The sequence below is a fragment of the Pseudomonas sp. NPDC089734 genome (genome assembly GCF_044748865.1).
Classification (GTDB): Bacteria; Pseudomonadota; Gammaproteobacteria; order Pseudomonadales; family Pseudomonadaceae; genus Aquipseudomonas.
Genome location: NZ_JBIVGV010000006.1, coordinates 267,775 through 286,804 on the forward strand (window position 1 = coordinate 267,775; position 19,030 = coordinate 286,804).

Below are 19,030 nucleotides of genomic sequence, written 5' to 3' on the forward strand. Positions count from 1 at the left end.
CAGGGATGCAAGACAAAGGTTGCCCGTACAGAGCAACCTCTCGCCGGTGGAAAGGGAGGCTATTTCTTCGCTGCCTCCCGGGCATCCGCCAGCCAGCCGTCATAGGCCGCACGATGCGCAGCAATCCATTCGGCCGCATGCCGTTTGATATCGGCCGGAGTATTTTCACCCTTGTGCATTTTCAGGTTCTGGGCACTTTCGTCTTCGGTCGTGATTTGCATCTCGGAGAGAAACTTGACGGCCGCCGGGTTCTTTTCGGCAAACTCCTTGCTCAGAACCGCACGAATGGTGTCGATCGGGAACCCCAGATTCTTTCCCTTGTAATCGGTGTCGACATCGTTCTTCCCGCCAGGAAGATCCGTGTAAGGAACACTGAGCCAGACGACATCCCTCCCCTCGACCAGCACCGTCGAGATCCATTGCGGCACCCAGGTGAAGTAGAGAATGGGTTTACCTTCCTGATAACGGGAAATGGTGTCGGCCATCAGCGCGAAGTAAGACCCCCGATTATCCGTGACGGTCTTTTCCAGGCCGTATGCCTTCATGTGATGCTCGACCATGACCTCGCATCCCCAGCCCGGGTTGCAACCGGTCATGTCAGCCTTGCCGTCGCCGTTGCTATCGAACAGCTTGGCAATTTCCGGCTTTTTCAGATCGGTGATGGACGTGATGTTGTATTGCTCTGCCGTTTTCTTGTCGATCATGTAGCCCTGCAACACACCCGGCATGATATTGCCGACCTTGACCAGAGTGTCGTCACCTCCCGCCTTGGCATAAAAGGCGGCATGCAGTTTCTCCCATTCATGCACGGTAAAGTCGGCATCGCCATAGGAGAGCGCCAGCATCATGGCCGGGTAGTCGGTTTCCTTGGGCTGCTTGACGTCATAACCCAGTTCCTTGAGACCGGCCATGGCGACCTCGCCCCGAAAACGCTCTTCGGCAATCGTCGGGAAAATAGGCGTGACGGATGTGCCTTTACCTGGATTCTGTACGGGAGCGGCAAACGTGAAGACAGGGGCCAGAGCCATGGCGAGCAGCGCCGTCAAACAGAGTTTTCTTGCTTTGGAATTGCAGCGTTCGGAACTCATCGTCATCTACCTTGCATGGTTGAATAAGGGCAGGTGCTCAGCGTGGAAGTCATTACTTCCGGACCTCTCAACTTTCTTTTAAACGCGCTACAGGTGAGGAGGTTTCAGTCTTTTTTTTAAGTTTGAAAAGCAGCCCTATCGGCCCGGTCTGATACCAGTGCTCACCCTTGACGGCTTTATTGCTGCGCTCGCCCATGGCCTGGGTCAGGCGATCAAGGAAGATGGCCAGCAGCACGAGTCCCAGGCCTCCCACGGTCGCAAGCCCCATGTCCAGACGACCGATGCCGCGCAGTACCATCAGGCCAAGCCCTCCCACGGAAATCATCGATGCGATCACCACCATTGACAGCGAGAGCATCAACGCCTGATTCAGACCGGCCATGATCGTGGGAGCCGCCAGCGGCAACTGCACCTTGACCAGCATTTGACGCCGGGTGCACCCAAAGGCCCTGGCCGCTTCCACCTTGTCCTCCGGGACTTGCCGGATACCCAGGTTGGTCAGCCTGACCAGAGGTGCAATCGAGAAAATGATCGTGACCAGCACGCCCGGCACGTTGCCGATACCGAACAGCATCACGACAGGGACGAGATAGACAAAGGCCGGTAGCGTCTGCATCGCATCCAGAGCGGGACGCAGCAGCTTTTCCAGTCGATCGCTGCGGGCGCAGAGAACCCCCAGGGGAACACCGATCACCACGCAGAAGACCAGTGACGTGAGCACCAGAGCCAGCGTTGTCATCGCGTCGTTCCAGACCCCGATCAACCCCAGCAGCGTGAGCGTGGTGAAACACAGGACACCCACCCTCTTGCCCCCGATCTGCCAGCCCAGCAGTGCGGAAAAGACTATGAACACGGTAGGCGGGATGGAGAGCAGGCAATACTGAATGCCATTGAGGATCTGATCCACGGGCCACCGGATGGACCTGAAGACCTCCCGGAAGTTGTGAACCATGTAGTTGAGAACGACCTCAACCCACTGACCAAGAGGGACAGTGAAGGTCTGGAACGGATCTAGAACATTGAAATCGGACATATTGGATACCTGAGTTTCCGAGCCTGACAAAGCGCACAGCGGGCACTATGAATGGCGGCTCATTGTCTGCAGTAACTGACTCTTGGAGATGGTGCCCTTGAATACGCCTTGCTTATCCAGGACCGCCACGGGGTGTGGCTCATTGGCAACGATATGAAGCACATCCTGCAGAGGCGAATCGGCGCGCAATGTCGGCCGGGCTCTGTCGTCGTGACGGGGATACTCGTCGCTGATGCGTGCAACGTCGCCGGCCCGAAGGATCTTCGAGGCATCGAACCCCTTGAAGAACGCCCTGACGTAATCATTGACCGGATTGCACAACAGTTCCTGGGGCGAGCCGATCTGCACAACGCGACCACCTTCCATGATCGCGATCCGATGCCCGATCCGGATGGCCTCTTCGATGTCATGGGAAATGAAGATGATGGTGCGATGCTGTTCGGCCTGCAGCCGGATCAGCTCGCCCTGCATCTCGCTGCGAATCAGCGGGTCAAGCGCCGAAAAGGCTTCGTCCATCAGCAGAATCGCAGGATCGTTCGCCAGCGCACGGGCCAGGCCGACACGCTGCTGCATGCCTCCGGACAACTGATGCGGGTAGCTGTATTCATGTCCGGTCAGGCCCACCTGCTTCAAGGCATCACGTGCCCGGGCATGTCGCTCTTCCTGACCGACACCGGAGACCTCCAGGCCAAAGGCGGCATTGTCCAGCACACTCATGTGCGGCATCAGCGCAAAGGACTGGAACACCATACTCATGTCCTTGCGCCTGACATCCAGCAGCGCTTCATCCGAAAGGCCGGTAATTTCCTTGCCATTGAGATGAATCGTGCCGGAAGTGGGCTCGATCAACCGGTTGAAGAGTCGAACCATGGTCGACTTCCCGGAGCCGGACAGCCCCATGATGACGAAAATCTCCCCTCGCATGACGGAAAATGTCGCATCGAAAACACCGACCACCTGCCCGGTCTTATTGAAAATCTCGTTCTTGTCGGCACCCTGCCCCAGCATATCCATGGCGAGTTTTGGCTGCGGGCCAAAGACTTTATAGATATTCCTTACCGAGAGTATTTCGTCAGCAAGACTCATAATCCCTTCCCTCTGCGAACGCTATGAAAGACCTGAAAACAGACATGGCTGTGTTCAGGTCAATGTAAGAACCTGTAAGAGCGGCAGTTGGAAGTTCTAGAAAAGAAAAGATAGGACATTAAAAACAACCTCTTATTATTATTTATAATTCGTTTTTTTCTGTGGCCAGAGCCTTGATTACAAAGTTATTACCTTCATCCCGGGACGTCTAACAACATTTCGTCCAGTCAATCAATAACCTTACGTTATCGATAATCACGACGCAGTCTCCCACACAACCGCCCCCCTTCGTCCGGCCTGACACAGCCCGTTGCTGTCATCGGGCCTGACCATCGGCTATTCTAGGGCCGCCGGATGCCTGACGCGCCCGCCTTCAACGTCCAGACCCGCCTGCCGTACTCCTAGAGATTCGATACCCTACGTTATGGTTAAGCACATAGATCCTGACAACACATTGCTGAAAATGCCTTCTCTCAAGGCCGTCAAATCCTTTGTTGCTGCGGCCAAATACCAGAGTTTCACCCGGGCTGCCGAAGCGCTGTGTGTCACCCAGGCCGCGATCAGCCGTCAGATCCGGGAGCTTGAAACCTATCTGGGCGTCGAACTGTTCAGAAGGGTCGGTCGGGCCGTGGAGCTCACCGAAGCCGGTTCGACCTTCTTCGATGCGGCCCAGCTGTCGTTCGTCAACATTTCCCAGGCAGCGAAACGCGTACGGACTTACAAGGAAGGAAAATCCGAACTGACCCTGTGCTGCTCCCCGGCCTTTTCGGCGCTCTGGCTGTCGTCCAAACTTCCCGCGTTCTTCAGTCAGAATCAGGACGTTGACCTGAACCTGATCAGCACCCAGAACTTTCTTTCAATGGAACCGGGTGTCGTCCCCGACATTTTCATCACGAAATTCGCCACCCTGAAGAACGGTTACCGCAACTACCCCCTCTTCCACGACCTGATCTACCCGGTCTGCACGCCCCGGTTCCGGGATGAACACCCGGAACTGGCCACTCTGGAAGGCTTGCGTGATGCCGCGCTTCTGAACCTGAGCCCTTATGGACGATCCCAGGTAGCGGAGCATATCGACTGGGGCGTATGGCTGGCCTTTCATGACATGGACATCGAAAAGCGCCTGAGCGACCGCCCTCATATATTCAGTGCAAACGACTATAACGTCGTCATCAACATGACCCTGGCCCATCAGGGAGTGGCGCTGGGCTGGAATCATCTGGTCGCCGACCTGATCGAACGCGGCGCGCTGGTTCGCCCCATCGAGCATGAGTTCGTTCACAAGGACTCCCAGCATTACCTTGCCTTCAAGGAAGACAAGGAAAGCGACCCTGCCTGCTGCAAGTTGCGGGACTGGCTGCTTTCGCAGTTCGCCTGAACGGCTCTGCCCAAGGCGTTTGCGGTCTTCAGCGCACATTGACGAGCAGAATGACTGCCTTGATCAATAACATTTGTTTATGCATTGCCGTACATAAATGTTTCTTGTTGCCACGCCTTTTCTACACGTAACCTTCATAAAAGCCTTGAAGAGCTCACCATCGCCCCGAAAAAGACTTGCCTGGCGACAAATCAAGCAAGCAATCGATACCGGGACGAACCGTATACGTTGCGCTCTCATGCACATGCCTAAACACAATGATTATTAATGGCTGCCATGGCTTCGGTCTGACCGACCCGGCAAATCGCTAATGGAGTGCGTGAAACGTGAATACTCATTCAGTCATTTCGAAACTCATCGCGCAACGTAAACCCCGTCATGCCTTACCCGGCGCGCTGTACAGTGATCCGGATGTCTACAAGAAAGACCTGGACCTGTTATGGCATCGCGACTGGATCTTTGCCGGGCATACGTTCGAGCTGGAAAAGACAGGCCAGTACCTGTCGCTTCAGATCGGCGAATACCCGGTGGCCGTGGTACGCAGCGCCAACGGCCAGATTCAGGCGTTTCACAATGCCTGCCGGCATCGCGGGGCAAAAGTCTGTGCAGAGCCCAAAGGCAAGGTCGCCAAACTGGTGTGCCCTTATCACAAGTGGACATTCGAACTGGATGGTCGCTTATTGTTTGCCGGTAACATGGGCGAGGATTTCGACAAGTCCCAATATCACTTGAAGCCGGTGCACTGCGAAATCGTCAACACCTATATCTATGTGTGCGTTGCCGATGTCGCGCCAGATTTTTCCGCCTTCAGAAATGCCGTCACCCCCTTCCTTGACCCGCACCTGCTGGACGACTGCAAGGTTGCGTTCGAGTCGAACCTGATCGAAAAAGGCAACTGGAAGCTGGTCTTTGAAAACAACCGCGAATGCTACCACTGCGACGGTACGCATCCCGAACTGATGAACTCCTTCGTGGAAAACCTCTCGGTGGCGGGTGTCGGCGGCGCTGATGATCCGGAGCTGACAGCCCATTGGGATCGCTGCGAAGCGGCAGGCTTGCCGAGCCGGCTGGTCATGGATGAGAACGGTCGTTTCCGCATCACCCGTATCCCCCTTTCGGCCGGAGCCGTGAGCTACACCATGGACGGCAAGCCCGCCGTTACCCAGCGGCTCGATAACAGCGGCGAACCCGATATTGGCGCCTTGCTGTATTTCAATTACCCCTCCACCTGGAATCACTTTCTGGGTGACCACGCATTGAGTTTCAGAGTGCTGCCGCTCGGTCCGAATGAAACCCTTGTCACGACAAAGTGGATTGTCAAGAAGACCGCTCAGGAAGGCGTCGATTACGACCTGGAACGACTGACCAAAGTGTGGCTGGCCACGAATGACCAGGACCGTACATTGGTAGAAGGCGCACAAGTCGGTGTCAATTCGCCCGCTTATGTGCCCGGCCCCTTTTCTTCCCAGGCTGAAAATGGTGTCTGCCAGTTCGATGACTGGTATTGCGAAACAGTACAGAACAGGCTGGGCGAACACATTGAATTGAAGTCGGTTATCTGATCAAGTTTCCGGCTCGTTAGTAATTAAAGTAGAGGTTCTATCAAGGGTCTCTAGGCTCTGTACGAAAAGTCGGCGAGCGAAGGTCAGGCAAGGTAAAAACAGGCGAGGAAGCGGAGTTTACGTGTTGTAAATGAGCATTCCGAGCCTGTTTTTAACGCAGCATCACCGAGCACAGCCACTTTTCGTACAAAGCCTAAACACCCGCATCACATGTTGTTTTCTTCGACTTGGCTTATTCAGGTTTACCCACACGGTCATTAACAGACCGTCTTATATAAACATCACACTTAATGGCGTTATAGAGCCGTCAGGTTCATGCGCCCGTTGATCTTCAGATCACTTATATTCGGAGACATTGTCTTGAGATTCGAAGGTATCTACACGCCCGCGGTAACACCGCATACATCCTCAGGTGAAATAGAGTGGAGCGTTTTCGGAGAAGTTCTGGAGTCGCTGATCGAAGCTCAGGTTCACGGAATCATCATTGGTGGTTCAACAGGTGAATACTACGCCCAGACAACGGAAGAACGCCTCAAGCTGGCCGCCTATGCCAAAGACGTGATCGGTTCACGTGTACAACTGATCATCGGCACCGGTGCCATCCGCACAGAAGATGCCGTGTTGTTCGCTGAAGACGCCAAGGCGCTCAAGGCCGATGCCATTCTGGTCACCAGCCCGCCCTATGCACTGCCGACCGATCAGGAAAACGCAATCCACGCCCTGACCATCGATCGTGCAGCCAACCTGCCAATCATGCTTTACAACTACCCAGGCCGCATGTGCGTCCAGATGAACGAGGAGTACCTCGCTCGCGTCGGCAAATCGAAAAATGTCGTCGCCATCAAGGAAAGCTCCGGCGACATGGGCCGCGTGCACTTACTCGCCCGCGAATTCCCGCATATCGGCCTCTCCTGCGGCTGGGACGATCAGGCCCTGGAATTCTTTGCCTGGGGGGCCAGAAGCTGGGTCTGTGCCGGCTCCAACTTCCTGCCCAGGGAACATGTGGCGCTGTATGAAGCCTGCGTGCTGGAAAAGGACTTCGACAAGGGCCGGAAAATCATGTCGGCCATGATGCCGCTGATGAACGCCCTCGACGGTGGAAAGTTCGTGCAATGCATCAAGTTCGGCTGCGAATTGAACGGCCTGAAGGTCGGTGACGTACGCGCGCCTCTTCGCCCTCTGAACGAGGATGACAAACGCAGCCTGCAAACCATTATCACCAACGTCAAACGCACCGTCGCACACATCACATCGGGAGCCAGCCATGCGTGATCTTCTTACAGCGGCTGAATACGCTGCCATTGCCCAATCGATTTCATTGCCGACCAATGCCTTCATCAACGGCGCTTTCAAACCTGCCATCAGCGGCAATACCTTCACCACCACCAATCCCGCAACCGGCAAAGCGCTGACGGAGGTGGCAGCCTGCTCATCCGAAGATGTCGACTATGCCGTCAGCAAGGCAAAGGAAGCGTTTGAAGACGGGCGCTGGCGCCTGCTCTCCCCCGGCGAGCGCAAGGCCGTTCTGCTGAAGTTCGCAAAACTGCTGGAGCGCAACCGTCACGAGCTGGCGGTGCTGGAAAGCCTGGACAGCGGCAAGCCGGTGCGTGAATGCCAGCTGGTCGATGTGCCGGACACCGTTCACACCCTGCGCTGGCACGCCGAGTTGATCGACAAGCTCTACGACCACACAGCGCCAGTGGGCAACGACGCACTGACTCTGGTGGTACGCGAGCCTATCGGTGTCGTGGGTTGTGTCCTGCCCTGGAACTTCCCGCTGCTGATGCTGGCCTGGAAGATCGGCCCGGCGCTGGCGGCCGGTTGCTCGATCATCGTCAAACCTGCCGAACAAACCAGCCTGACGACCCTGCGTGTCGCCGAACTGGCCTTCGAGGCGGGCGTGCCCGCTGGCGTGCTCAACATTGTGACCGGCACAGGCAAGGACGTCGGCGAACCGATCGGCCTGCACAAGGATGTCGACATGGTGAGCTTCACCGGCTCCACGGCAACCGGCCGCCGCTTCCTGCACTATGCCGCCGACTCCAACCTGAAACGGGTGGTGCTGGAATGTGGCGGCAAGAACCCGGCAGTCGTGATGCCGGATGCCGAAGACCTGGACCTGGTGGCCGAACATGTGGTCAACGGCGCGTTCTGGAACATGGGGGAAAACTGCTCGGCGACGTCACGGCTTCTGGTCCATGAGTCCGTGAAGGACGAACTGCTCCAGCGCATGGGAGCCTATATCCGTGAATGGAAAATGGGCGACCCGCTGGACCCGCAGAACCGTGTAGGCGCTCTGGTTAGCCCGGATCATTTCGAGAAGGTGAAGTCGTATCTCGACCATGCGACCTCGACAAGCCTCGATGTCGTGTATGGCGGCGATACTCAGGACGGTGCCTTCGTACAGCCCACCGTGATTGACGGCGTCGACCGTGACAGCCGGTTGTTCCAGGAAGAAATCTTCGGGCCGATCCTTTCGGTCACCGGCTTCACGTCGCTTTCCGAAGCCATTGCCCTGGCCAACGATACGGCCTATGGCCTGGCTGCCTCCGTCTACACCGGCAATTTGCGCAACGCCATCAGGCTGGGCCGCGAAATCCGGGCCGGGATTGTCACCGTCAACTGCTTTGGCGAAGGCGATGCCTCGACGCCTTTCGGTGGCTACAAGGAGTCGGGGTTCGGCGGTCGCGACAAGTCGGTGTTCGCTCACGACCAGTACACCGAAATCAAAACCATCTGGATCGATGTTTCCGATCGGTCGGTTGACGAGACAGTAAAATGAGCACCCATACCATCAGGCGCCTGCCAGTAGACACTGGAGTATCAGGCTGGGAAGCGATTTCTGGACGCACGACTGCGGTGCACAGGCTTGATGGAAACGTGTCGGCGGACTGGCTGATCATCGGTGCGGGCTTTGCGGGTCTTTCCGCAGCCCGCAGGCTGTCTCAGCTACGGCCGGATGACCGGATCGTCGTGGTCGATGCCCATGAGATTGCCAAGGGGCCGGCGGGCCGGAACTCGGGCTTCATGATCGATGTGCCCCACAGCCTTTCTACAGGGGAATACTCGGTGGCCGGCGAGTCGGCGACAGCGCTGGAGATCGCGCAAAACCGTTTCGCCATTGGCTTTGCCAGGGAGGCTGCACAGGAGTACGGCATGTCTGCCGAAACCTTTGACCCATCGGGAAAGATCAATGCCGCTGCGACCGAGCGCGGAATGAAGCTGAACCGCAACTATGCTCAGTCGCTCAATGGCATTGGTGAACCCTATCAGTTGCTGGACGCGAGCCAGATGCGCGAAATAACCGGCTCGACGTACTACCACGGAGGGCTTCATACCCCCGGTGCCGTGATGATTCAGCCAGCCCAGTACATCCGGGATCTCGCCAGAGGTCTGGGCGACAGGATCACCCTGTACGAGCGCTCGCCCGTGGTGGAGCTGTCGCGCCAGGGCAACACCTGGCTGGCCCGCTCCCATCGCGGTCGGGTCAGCGCGCCCAAGGTGATTCTGGCAGTCAACGGGCATATCGAGGATTTCGGGCATTTTCAGGGCCGGTTGCTGCACGTCTTCACCTATGCCTCGATGACCGCTGCCTACAGCCACGACGAGTTCAGCCGGGAAGTGACGGGAAAGCCTCACTGGGCCTTGCTGCCGGCCGATCCGATGGGTGCGACGCTTCGCAAGATAACGTCGAATGGTCTGTCGCGCCTTGTCATCCGGACCCGGTTCACGTATGACCCCAGCATTCAGGTCACCCCGCGACGGGTCACCGCGGTGGCTGAAGAGCAACGGTTATCGCTCGATGCACGGTTTCCCGAACTGAAAGGCCTTCCCATGGAGTTCAGCTGGGCCGGACGGCTTTGCCTGAGTCGCAACAATGCCCCGGCATTCGGTGAAATAGAGGAAAACCTCTACTCGGCCTGCTGTGAAAACGGTCTGGGGACGGTAAAAAGCACGCTGGCCGGGGTCATGGCTGCCGAGCTTGCCACGGGAACGGCCTCGCCCTTTCTGGAACGCTTCAGTCAGTCACCCGGCCCCAGCAAGCTCCCGCCGAAGATTCTGACGCGCCTGGGCGTAAACTCGGTTATAAGCTGGCAGGCATTGCGCGCAGGACGAGAAGGTTAGGCCCTTCCAGGCCTGTCATGATCAAGCGGCCATGAGGAATGCATGGCCGCTGCATCGATCTGGAGCAAGATGATGAACGGATCCGGTTAATAGAGTGGATGAGACAGACTGTGACTGAAAGACGTCAATTCAGCAGCGCAATGCGGGGCAAGAACCTGCGCTACACAGGCGAGATCGGTAACGAAGAAAAACAACAGACACGTGTCGCCTTCCTGCTGCTGGAGCATTTCTCGCTCCCGGCCTTCACGCAAGCGCTGGACATCATTGTCACGGCCAACCTGCTTCGTCCCGGACTGTTTTCCTCTCGCACCGTCGGGCTGAGTGGTGAAGAAGTCGTCAGCGACCTGGGCCTGGTGATACGCCCCGATGAAAGCCTCAGTGCCTCGATCACCCAGAACACCGATCTGTTGATCGTATGCGGCGGCTATCGCACGGAACTGAAGGCCTGCAGTGAACTTATCGAGACCTTGAAAGCTGCCGCCGAACGGGGTGTCACCCTGGCCGGACTCTGGAACGGTGCCTGGTTCCTGGGCGCGGCGGGCCTGCTCGAAGGGTATCGCTGCGCCATTCACCCCGAGCACCGCCCGGCATTGGCGGAGATTGCCAAACTGAGCCACGTCACGAGCGAAGCCTATGTGCTGGACCGCAATCGCCTCACGGCGTCCAGCCCCAACGGGGCCTTCAACATGGTGCTGGAGTGGATCAAGGGCCTGCATGACAAGGCACTGGTAGAGGGCATCGAAGACATCCTGGCCTTTGAAGAGTCCCGTTACAGACGCGTCAAGCCGACACGACACCTGTCGGTGAGTGCACCGCTGCGGGAAGTGGTAAAGCTGATGGAGGCCAACCTGGAAGAGCCCCTGGAGCTGGAGCAACTGGCCGTCTACTCAGGAAGGTCCCGCCGCCAGGTGGAGCGTCTTTTCAAGGAGCAACTGGGCACGACGCCGCAACGCTACTATCTGGAACTGCGCATCACCGAGGCCCGCCGCCTGCTTCAGCACACCGAACTGTCACAGCTGGAAGTGCTGGTGGCCTGTGGGTTCGTCTCGCCGAGCCATTTCAGCAAATGCTACAGCTCGTTCTTCGGGTATCGCCCCTCCCGGGAAAAACGCCTGATCAAGTGATGAGTCCATGGTTTCCGGACCAGCCAGGGTGGGCTGAGCGGTAGGAGCGAATTTATTCGCGAGAGGCCAGTACATTCCATGCCGATCCAGCGTCTGGAACAATGCTTCGCGAATGAATTCGCTCCTACAGAAGTGAAAAACCACGCCTCCATTCCGTCATTACGGCCCGAAAAGCCCGCAGAATCAGCCATACCGCAGCACAGTATCAAGAAAACTGATGCTGTGAAGCCGGTTGCTGTTTTTGTGATTCTGCCGCCATAGACTCCATTCGTGCCCGACCCCAGGGTCGGTTCCAACAACTATAAAAAGCAGGTGGATACACGAATGAGCAAGCCAGTATCGTTCGAGGACCTCCCACTGGGCCGTTTTCATATACGGACCGTATTGAGTGGTACGGGAGGCCAATTCAGTGATGGTTTCGTGCTTGGAATCATCGGCATCGCCGTCAGCATGGCGGCCGGCCCCTTGCAGCTCAATGCCCTGTGGATGGGGTTGCTGGGCGCCGCATCATTGGCGGGCCTTTTTCTGGGCAGCCTGATTGCAGGCCCTCTCGCAGACAAATACGGACGCCGGACCATTTTCGCCTGGGACATGCTGCTGTTTGCGATCATTTCAGCCTCCCAGTTCTTCGTCAGCTCACCGGAACAGTTGCTGGTGCTGCGACTGCTGCTAGGCCTTGTGCTCGGCTTCGACTACGTCGTCAGCAAATCGCTGGTGACCGAGTTTGCACCTCGCCGCTACCGTGGCCGGTTGCTGAGTATTCTTGCCGTGGCATGGGCCGGTGGTTATGTGGCGGCGTATCTGGTGGGCTTCGCTGTCCGGGATATCGGGCCTGACGCCTGGCGCATCATGCTGGCCCTCAGCGGTATTCCAGCCCTGCTCATCCTGCCGCTGCGTCTGGGTGTACCTGAATCCCCCATCTGGCTGATGGCCAAAGGGCGTACGGAAGAAGCGGTAGCGATCGTTCGCAGCAAGTTCGGGCCGAACGTGAGCCTGCCGGAACCGGTTGCCGTGCAGCAGAAAAAAGGGGGCAACTGGGCTGATCTGTTCAGCAAGCGCTGGCGCAGGAACACGTTGGTAGGCGGCGTCTTCTATACCTGCCAGGTCATTCCGTTCTTCGCCCTGGGTACTTTTTCCCCGCGGGTACTGGAAGCCCTGAACGTGGGAGACAAGTTCGTCGGCGGCCTCGTGTACAACGTCCTGTTGATGCTGGGCGCCCTCCTCGGTCTGATGTGCATCGACCGGGTTTCGCGCCGCGCCTTTCTGGTGGGCACCTTCTACTTGAGCGCCTTGGGGCTGGGTGTGCTGGCGTATGGCGGTTTCGGCCCGATGGGCACCATCCTGGCCTTCGGATTCTTTGCCTGCGTGCTGGCTGCCGCCGTCAACCTGGAGTTCGTCTACCCCCCTGAACTGTTTCCGACACACCTTCGTGCCTCCGGGATCGGTCTTGCCGTGGCGTCGAGTCGCTTCGGCTCAGCCTTTGCCACCTTCCTGCTGCCCATTGCCATGCAGCACTTCGGTGTACAGGCCGCCCTGGGCGTCTGCATCGCGGTGCTGGTTTTTGGCGGGGTGTTCTGCCATCTGTTCGCTCCGGAAACCAGCAAGGACGACTTGTCCAGCGTCACCCCGGAGACCGTCAGTGCAGATACTGGTTTTACGGCGGCGTTCACAGCCTCGACAGTCGCCCAGGAAGGGAAGAAATGATCGACAATCGAGCCTTCCCGACCTGCTAGCGAGCCCGGACCAGAATGCCATCCAACACACTCATCGACATGTACGCCGTTCAAGTTTTCATTGCCGTCGCAGAGGAAGGCAGCATGTCCGGTGCGGCAACGCGGATGGGCATCTCACAGTCCGGCGTTTCGCAAATGGTCAGGCAACTGGAGGAGGAACTGGGTGTGATCCTTGTCGATCGCTCCACTCGCCCCTTGACGCTTACACCGTTCGGCGTTGCGTTGCGCAATCGGGGCTCGGTGCTGAATGAGGAGATTCTGCACCTCAAGGCCCAGGTCGTCGATGCCGGTCGCGGTGTGAAGCCGGACCTGAAAATCGGCCTGGTGGATTCGTTCGCCGCCACCTGTGGCTCGGCCTTTACCAAAAGGCTGCTGGGCAAGGTATCGCAACTGTCGATCCGGACCGGTCTGAGCCCGCAACAGGGGGAATCCCTGTTGCGGCGCGATCTGGACCTCATCGTGACCAGCGACCCGCTCATGGATGCCAACGACGTGATCCGTTACCGGCTGTTTTCGGAAAAATACTTTGTCATCACACCTGCCGAGGTGCACCGGAACATCGCCAGCATCGATGACATTCGAGCAATGGCCAACGCGCTGCCGGTGGTGCGCTTCAACCGTGGTTCTCAGGTGGGGCAGCAGATCGAGCGGCATCTTCGCAGCCTGAAGATCCGGGTTCCCAATCGCCTGGAACTGGATAACGCGGACGCCCTGACGTCCATGGTTGCAGAAGGGATCGGCTGGGCCGTGACCAGTCCGATGTGTTTTCTCCAGGCCTCGGCCTGGTGGGACAAAGTGAATGTACACCTGACACCTGAACTCGGGCTTGAGAGGTCGCTGTACCTGGTCGCCCGTCGAAACGAATACGGCGCTTTTTTCACCGACGCCTGTGAAACAGCGCGCGAAGTCGTTCTCAACTCCTTTCTGCCAAGGCTACAGGCCATGGGCAATGGCGTTGAGACGTTAGTCTCTTTTGATGAAGGAAATCCCCATGAATACTTTTGAACACAACGATGCCCGACAAGAACGTGACTATGTGGGCAATGTGCAGATCCCGGGCGACAAGCTCTACGGCGTCAACTCGGTGAGGGGCTTCGAGAACCTCGGCGTTTCGCCCCTGAGCGTTGCCCACTACCCAGCGTTTCGCGATGCCTTTGCTCAGTGCAAATGGGCGGCGGCCCTTGCCAACCTCGACAGTGGCATCCTGAACAGTGAAACATCCAGTGCAATCATCCAGGCGTGCAAGGATGTCATTGACGGGAAATGCGACGACTCACTGATTGTCGACCTTATGGAGGGTTCCGGTGGCACCTCCACCAACATGAACTTCAACGAGGTCATTGCCAACCGTGCGCAACAGGTATTGGGCCACCCGGCAGGCACGTATGAAGTGGTCCATCCCAACGACCACGTGAACATTTCGCAGTCCACCAACGACGTGTATCCGGCTGCGATGAAGATCGCCACCTACGCAATGATGGGACCACTGATCACCGAGGTCGAAAAACTGGCCGGGCAGTTCGATCAGCAAGCCGAGCAATTTGCCGACGTGCTTCATCTGGGGCGAACCTGCCTGCAGGATGCCCAGCCCATGCGTCTGGGCCAGCTGTTTTCCGGCTATGCCGCGTTGACCCATCGTCTGGCGGCAGAACTGCGTCATGTACGAGACAAACTGCGCACACTTCCCCTGGGCGGTACAGCCATCGGTACAGGCTTCGGTGCTCCGGCGTCCTACAGAGCCTCTGCCTTCCAGCATCTGGGAGCCATCACCGGTGTCGAATACCTGGCCCCCTCGAACTCCTTCGACGCCATGCAGAACATGGACGTCTTTTCACGGGTCTCCAGTGAACTGCGCACCTGCTCGGCCTCCCTGGCGAAAGTTGCGGCCGACCTGACCGTCCTGTCATCGGGACCGGTGGGCGGCATTGGCGAATTGAAACTGCCCGAGGCCCAGGCCGGGTCTTCGATCATGCCAGGCAAGGTCAACCCTGTACTGCCCATGGCAATGATTCAATTGAGCTTTGCCGTGATCGGCAACGATGTGGCCGTGGCACAGGCCGTGCAATATGGCGAACTGGAGATCAACCATTTCGAGCCTGTCGTGGCCTCGCGAGTCTTCGACAGCATCACGCTGCTGACCAATGGCATTCAGCGTTTCCGCGAGAAGTGCGTGGCAGGCATTACGGCCGATGCCGCACGCAACGCGCAACACCTGACCGAATCCATGGCGGTCGCCACGGCGCTGGTGCCCACGCTGGGGTATGCGCAGGTCAGCAAGCTCGCTCGCCAGTCCGTAGCGGAAGGCCGCTCCTTGCTGGCCATTCTGGAAGAGTCCGGCGTCCTGTCCCGTGCCGACGCGATGGCGGCCATCGATAAAGCGTCCTACCCGGTCTTCGATCACTGACGCCGGTATCAGGCGGTAGCCCGTCGGCTACCGCTTTCCGTGAGTTACCTGACCCGAGACACGTCATCGCCTTTCATTCAGTGCTATCGAGCCGGCGTTAAAACGCTTTTTTCGATTACTGGATATTTCACAGGCAGTGTATGACTTGATGTAACCGAATTAATTCTGATATCAACACGCCGCTTCGAGTGCCAGCGGAATGGCACTCATGTTTTTGATGACTGAGGGAAAAGATGAAAGTATTGAGAAGCCCGTTGTTTGCAGGAATGCTGTCCTTGTTGTCCATGTCGGGTACCGTGGCACAGACACAGGCTCAACCTGAACTGCCCCATGTTGCAGTCCTGGCCACAGGCGGCACGATTGCAGGAACGGCTGAAAGCTCGACCCAGACCACCGGCTACAAGCCCGGTGTTCTCAGCGCAGAGGCCCTGCTCAAGTCCGTTCCATCGCTGGGCAAGGTCGCCCAGGTGACGGGCGAGCAAGTCGCCAACGTAGGCAGCGACGACATGGACAATGAGATCCTGTTGAAACTGGCCAAACGCGTCAATGAACTGTTGAGCGACAAGGAAGTGTCGGGCGTCGTGGTCACCCACGGGACCGATACCCTCGAGGAAACCGCTTATTTCCTCAACCTGGTGGTCAAAAGCGACAAACCCGTTGTCGTGACCGGCTCCATGCGCCCTGCGACAGCCATTGGTGCCGACGGACCCAGCAACATTCTCCAGGCTGTCACCGTTGCCGCCTCCCCCGAAGCCCGTGGCCGGGGCGTGATGATCGTCCTGAATGACCGGATCGGATCGGCTCGCTACACGACCAAGAGCGACGCCAATGCTCTGGACACCTTCAAGTCCGTGGGCAGCGGTTATCTCGGCACGCTGGTCAACCAGCAGCCTCTCTTTGAAATGCGCCTGGCCAAAAAGCACACCACCGATACGCCATTCGACGTTTCAAAGCTGAACGCACTGCCGAAGGTCGACATCATCTACGGCTATCAGAACGACAACGGCTACATGTTCGATGCCGCCGTCGAGAACAAGGCCAAGGGCATTGTCGTCGCCGGCGTGGGTGCGGGCAGCGAATCGCGCTTCATCCGTCCCGCCATCAAGAACGCAATCGACAAGGGTGTGGTCGTTGTACGCTCCACCCGCACCGGCGGCGGCTTCATCCCTGAAGATGCAGCCTACTTCGGATTGCTCGGCGACAGCCTGAACCCGCAGAAAGCGCGAATCCTGCTGATGCTGGCCCTGACTGTCAGCAGCGACCCGGCCAGAATCCAGGAAATGCTTCACACCTATTGAGTCGGGACGGGGCGACATGTCACGCCGTGAGGCAGGCAGAACCACCGCTTAACTGGTAGACTGCGCCCCGAAATTACCTAAGAGGATTGCTTCATGGCCACTAACCGCTCCCGTCGTCTGCGCAAAAAGCTCTGTGTAGACGAATTCCAGGAATTGGGCTTCGAGTTGAATCTGGAGTTCAAAGAGGGCCTGGATGACGAGGCAGTTGATGCCTTCCTCGATGCTTTCCTGGCTGAAGCCATGGACGCCAACGGTCTGGATTACGTCGGTGGCGATGACTACGGTCTGGTCTGCCTGGCAGAGCGTGGCTCCGTCAGCGAAGAGCAACGCGCTGCTGTAGAGGCGTGGCTCAAGGCTCGCAGCGAAGTGACCAAGGTTGAAGTCAGCCCGCTGCTGGACGCCTGGTATCCGGAAAAGCCGATCAACCCGGCTGCCTGATATCGATGTTCCGAAAGTGCCCCGATTCGTCGGGGCATTTTTTTGCGTGCAATGTCAGTGCCCATCCCTCTCTGCCAACCTGTCTGCAGCCTTTCCCTCCCGCAAAAAAATCCTGTTACAACCTTCTGCCACACCCCATGCAAGTCCGGCTTCGGGCATAATGCCGCCTTATGACAGCGCGGGCTCTGTGTTATTCGCCTTTGATCTTTATGCGCTCTATATTTTTTACCGAGGGAATTCATCCATGCCCTCTTTGTGTTCCCCTTCTTTGCTGTAGGGTGTCATTTGATGATCAAATCCTTGCGTCCCTTGTTGCTTGCTTCATTTCTCCTGCCGCTGGCACTTCCTGTTCATGCCGCCGCCATCAACACCACCCTTCCGCCCAAGGTTCAACAGGCCCTCAAGGCCAGCAAGCTCAACGACAACGCGTTATCGGTAGTCATGCTGCCGCTCAACGGTCCAGGCACGCCGACCGTCTTCAATGCCGACGTTTCCGTGAACCCGGCATCGACCATGAAACTGATCACCACCTATGCCGCACTGGAAATCCTGGGCCCGACTCACCAGTGGAAAACCGAGTTCTTCACCGACGGCACCCTGAGCAATGGCGTCCTGCAAGGCAACCTGTACCTCAAGGGCGGCGGCGACCCCAAGCTCAACATGGAAAAACTCTGGCTGCTGATGCGCGACCTGCGGGCCAATGGCGTGCAGCAGGTGACGGGCGATCTGGTCCTGGACCGCAGCCACTTCGTGCAGCCTCAGCTCCCGGAGTTCAACGATGACGGCAATGACGACAACAAGCCTTTCCTGGTCAAGCCCGACTCGCTGATGGTCAACCTGAAAGCCCTGCGTTTCGTCACCCGCAACGATGACGGCAAGATCCGGGTTTCCGTCGAGCCTCCTATCGCCACTATCCGTATCGACAATCAGGTCAAGGCGCTGCCCTCCAAACAATGCACGGGCGATGTACGCTACAACCCGGTTCCGCAAGCCGATGGCAGCGTCAACGTGACCGTCAGCGGCCAGTTGGGCAATGGTTGCAACTCCCAGACCTACCTTTCACTGCTCGACCATCCGGCCTATGCCGCCGGTGCCGTACGGGCCATCTGGCAAGAGCTGGGCGGCACTATTCAGGGCAGGGATCGGGTCGATGTCGTCCCTGGCAGCGCCAAGTTGCTGGCCAAGGCTTTCTCGCCGGATCTGGTGGAAGTCATCCGGGATATCAACAAGTACAGCAACAACACCATGGCGCAGCAGCTGTTCCTCAGCCTTGGACAAGAGTTTCGCAATGACGCCGATGGCGACGATGCCAGAGCCGCGCAACGGGTGATCCGCCAATGGCTGGCGAAAAAAGGCATCACTGCACCGCATCTGGTCATGGAAAACGGTTCGGGGCTGTCACGGGCCGAACGGGTCAGCGCCCGTGAAATGGCAATCATCCTGCAAGCCGCATGGCGCGGTCCGTATGCTGCCGAATTCATGAGTTCCATGCCCCTTGTCGGCATGGACGGCACCATGCGCAAACGCTTGAAACGCACGCCACTGCTGGGTCAGGCTCATATCAAGACCGGTACGCTGAACACTGTCAGGGCCATTGCCGGTTTCAGCCGCGACAGCAATGGCAATACCTGGGCCGTCGTGGCCATCCTCAACGACCCACGCCCGTTCGGTGCCTCGTCGATTCTGGACGAAGTGCTGGTCGATCTCTATCGCCAGCCCAAGTTGACCAACAACACGGTCTCGATCCTTCAGCCCTGAACA

At 57.9% G+C, this 19,030-nt stretch carries 15 protein-coding genes; 12 read left to right on the plus strand and 3 right to left on the minus strand.

Annotated elements, in window-relative coordinates; translation table 11 throughout:
- Positions 1–59: 59 nt before the first annotated feature.
- The 3 genes from proX to ACIPY9_RS10645 all read right to left on the minus strand — a co-directional run bounded on the left by proX (position 60) and on the right by ACIPY9_RS10645 (position 3,207).
- A complete protein-coding gene (gene proX / locus ACIPY9_RS10635) occupies positions 60–1,088 on the minus strand; it encodes a glycine betaine/L-proline ABC transporter substrate-binding protein ProX (protein WP_400700263.1) in 1,029 nt (342 codons plus the stop codon).
- 67 nt (positions 1,089–1,155) lie between these two features.
- Complete coding sequence (proW, locus tag ACIPY9_RS10640) at positions 1,156–2,121, minus strand: glycine betaine/L-proline ABC transporter permease ProW (protein WP_400700265.1); 966 nt, start codon at positions 2,119–2,121, stop codon at positions 1,156–1,158.
- A gap of 45 nt (positions 2,122–2,166) precedes the next feature.
- On the minus strand, positions 2,167–3,207 hold the full coding sequence (locus ACIPY9_RS10645; protein WP_400700267.1) for a glycine betaine/L-proline ABC transporter ATP-binding protein: 1,041 nt from the start codon (positions 3,205–3,207) through the stop codon (positions 2,167–2,169).
- A gap of 424 nt (positions 3,208–3,631) precedes the next feature.
- Between ACIPY9_RS10645 and ACIPY9_RS10650 the strand changes: the two genes are divergently transcribed.
- From ACIPY9_RS10650 to dacB, 12 genes are all read left to right on the plus strand, one after another.
- Positions 3,632–4,585: a LysR family transcriptional regulator gene (locus tag ACIPY9_RS10650; RefSeq protein WP_400700269.1), complete on the plus strand. Its 954-nt coding sequence runs from the start codon at positions 3,632–3,634 to the stop codon at positions 4,583–4,585.
- Positions 4,586–4,911: 326 nt separating this feature from the next.
- Positions 4,912–6,147: an SRPBCC family protein gene (locus tag ACIPY9_RS10655; protein WP_400700271.1), complete on the plus strand. Its 1,236-nt coding sequence runs from the start codon at positions 4,912–4,914 to the stop codon at positions 6,145–6,147.
- A gap of 360 nt (positions 6,148–6,507) precedes the next feature.
- The gene (locus ACIPY9_RS10660) at positions 6,508–7,419 is read left to right on the plus strand and encodes a dihydrodipicolinate synthase family protein (RefSeq protein ID WP_400700273.1); all 912 of its coding nucleotides are present in this window, start codon (positions 6,508–6,510) and stop codon (positions 7,417–7,419) included.
- On the plus strand, positions 7,412–8,929 hold the full coding sequence (locus ACIPY9_RS10665; protein ID WP_400700275.1) for an aldehyde dehydrogenase: 1,518 nt from the start codon (positions 7,412–7,414) through the stop codon (positions 8,927–8,929). Before ACIPY9_RS10660 ends, ACIPY9_RS10665 begins: the two co-directional genes overlap by 8 nt.
- Positions 8,926–10,272: an NAD(P)/FAD-dependent oxidoreductase gene (locus tag ACIPY9_RS10670; protein ID WP_400700277.1), complete on the plus strand. Its 1,347-nt coding sequence runs from the start codon at positions 8,926–8,928 to the stop codon at positions 10,270–10,272. Before ACIPY9_RS10665 ends, ACIPY9_RS10670 begins: the two co-directional genes overlap by 4 nt.
- A gap of 98 nt (positions 10,273–10,370) precedes the next feature.
- Complete coding sequence (locus ACIPY9_RS10675) at positions 10,371–11,396, plus strand: GlxA family transcriptional regulator (protein WP_400700279.1); 1,026 nt, start codon at positions 10,371–10,373, stop codon at positions 11,394–11,396.
- Between the two features lie 324 nt (positions 11,397–11,720).
- Positions 11,721–13,100 (plus strand): MFS transporter, encoded by a 1,380-nt coding sequence (locus ACIPY9_RS10680; protein ID WP_400700281.1) that lies wholly within the window; start codon positions 11,721–11,723, stop codon positions 13,098–13,100.
- Positions 13,101–13,144: 44 nt separating this feature from the next.
- Positions 13,145–14,134 (plus strand): LysR family transcriptional regulator, encoded by a 990-nt coding sequence (locus ACIPY9_RS10685; protein ID WP_400700283.1) that lies wholly within the window; start codon positions 13,145–13,147, stop codon positions 14,132–14,134.
- Positions 14,121–15,533 (plus strand): aspartate ammonia-lyase, encoded by a 1,413-nt coding sequence (locus tag ACIPY9_RS10690; RefSeq protein ID WP_400700285.1) that lies wholly within the window; start codon positions 14,121–14,123, stop codon positions 15,531–15,533. The genes ACIPY9_RS10685 and ACIPY9_RS10690 overlap by 14 nt, the downstream gene beginning before the upstream one ends.
- Before the next feature lie 233 nt (positions 15,534–15,766).
- A complete protein-coding gene (locus ACIPY9_RS10695; protein ID WP_400700287.1) occupies positions 15,767–16,831 on the plus strand; it encodes a type II asparaginase in 1,065 nt (354 codons plus the stop codon).
- A 93-nt stretch (positions 16,832–16,924) separates the two neighbouring features.
- Complete coding sequence (locus ACIPY9_RS10700; RefSeq protein ID WP_400700289.1) at positions 16,925–17,269, plus strand: YggL family protein; 345 nt, start codon at positions 16,925–16,927, stop codon at positions 17,267–17,269.
- A gap of 288 nt (positions 17,270–17,557) precedes the next feature.
- Positions 17,558–19,027, plus strand: coding sequence for a D-alanyl-D-alanine carboxypeptidase/D-alanyl-D-alanine-endopeptidase (gene dacB / locus ACIPY9_RS10705; RefSeq protein WP_400700291.1), 1,470 nt, complete (start codon positions 17,558–17,560; stop codon positions 19,025–19,027).
- Positions 19,028–19,030 lie beyond the last annotated feature (3 nt).

Coding starts and splice junctions, on each gene's coding strand:
- proX (WP_400700263.1), bottom strand. CDS start 1,088: ATGAGTTCCGAACGCTGCAATTCCAAAGCAAGAAAACTCTGTTTGACG.
- proW (WP_400700265.1), bottom strand. CDS start 2,121: ATGTCCGATTTCAATGTTCTAGATCCGTTCCAGACCTTCACTGTCCCT.
- ACIPY9_RS10645 (WP_400700267.1), bottom strand. CDS start 3,207: ATGAGTCTTGCTGACGAAATACTCTCGGTAAGGAATATCTATAAAGTC.
- ACIPY9_RS10650 (WP_400700269.1), top strand. CDS start 3,632: ATGGTTAAGCACATAGATCCTGACAACACATTGCTGAAAATGCCTTCT.
- ACIPY9_RS10665 (WP_400700275.1), top strand. CDS start 7,412: ATGCGTGATCTTCTTACAGCGGCTGAATACGCTGCCATTGCCCAATCG.
- ACIPY9_RS10670 (WP_400700277.1), top strand. CDS start 8,926: ATGAGCACCCATACCATCAGGCGCCTGCCAGTAGACACTGGAGTATCA.
- ACIPY9_RS10675 (WP_400700279.1), top strand. CDS start 10,371: ATGAGACAGACTGTGACTGAAAGACGTCAATTCAGCAGCGCAATGCGG.
- ACIPY9_RS10680 (WP_400700281.1), top strand. CDS start 11,721: ATGAGCAAGCCAGTATCGTTCGAGGACCTCCCACTGGGCCGTTTTCAT.
- ACIPY9_RS10685 (WP_400700283.1), top strand. CDS start 13,145: ATGCCATCCAACACACTCATCGACATGTACGCCGTTCAAGTTTTCATT.
- ACIPY9_RS10690 (WP_400700285.1), top strand. CDS start 14,121: ATGAATACTTTTGAACACAACGATGCCCGACAAGAACGTGACTATGTG.
- ACIPY9_RS10695 (WP_400700287.1), top strand. CDS start 15,767: ATGAAAGTATTGAGAAGCCCGTTGTTTGCAGGAATGCTGTCCTTGTTG.
- ACIPY9_RS10700 (WP_400700289.1), top strand. CDS start 16,925: ATGGCCACTAACCGCTCCCGTCGTCTGCGCAAAAAGCTCTGTGTAGAC.
- dacB (WP_400700291.1), top strand. CDS start 17,558: ATGATCAAATCCTTGCGTCCCTTGTTGCTTGCTTCATTTCTCCTGCCG.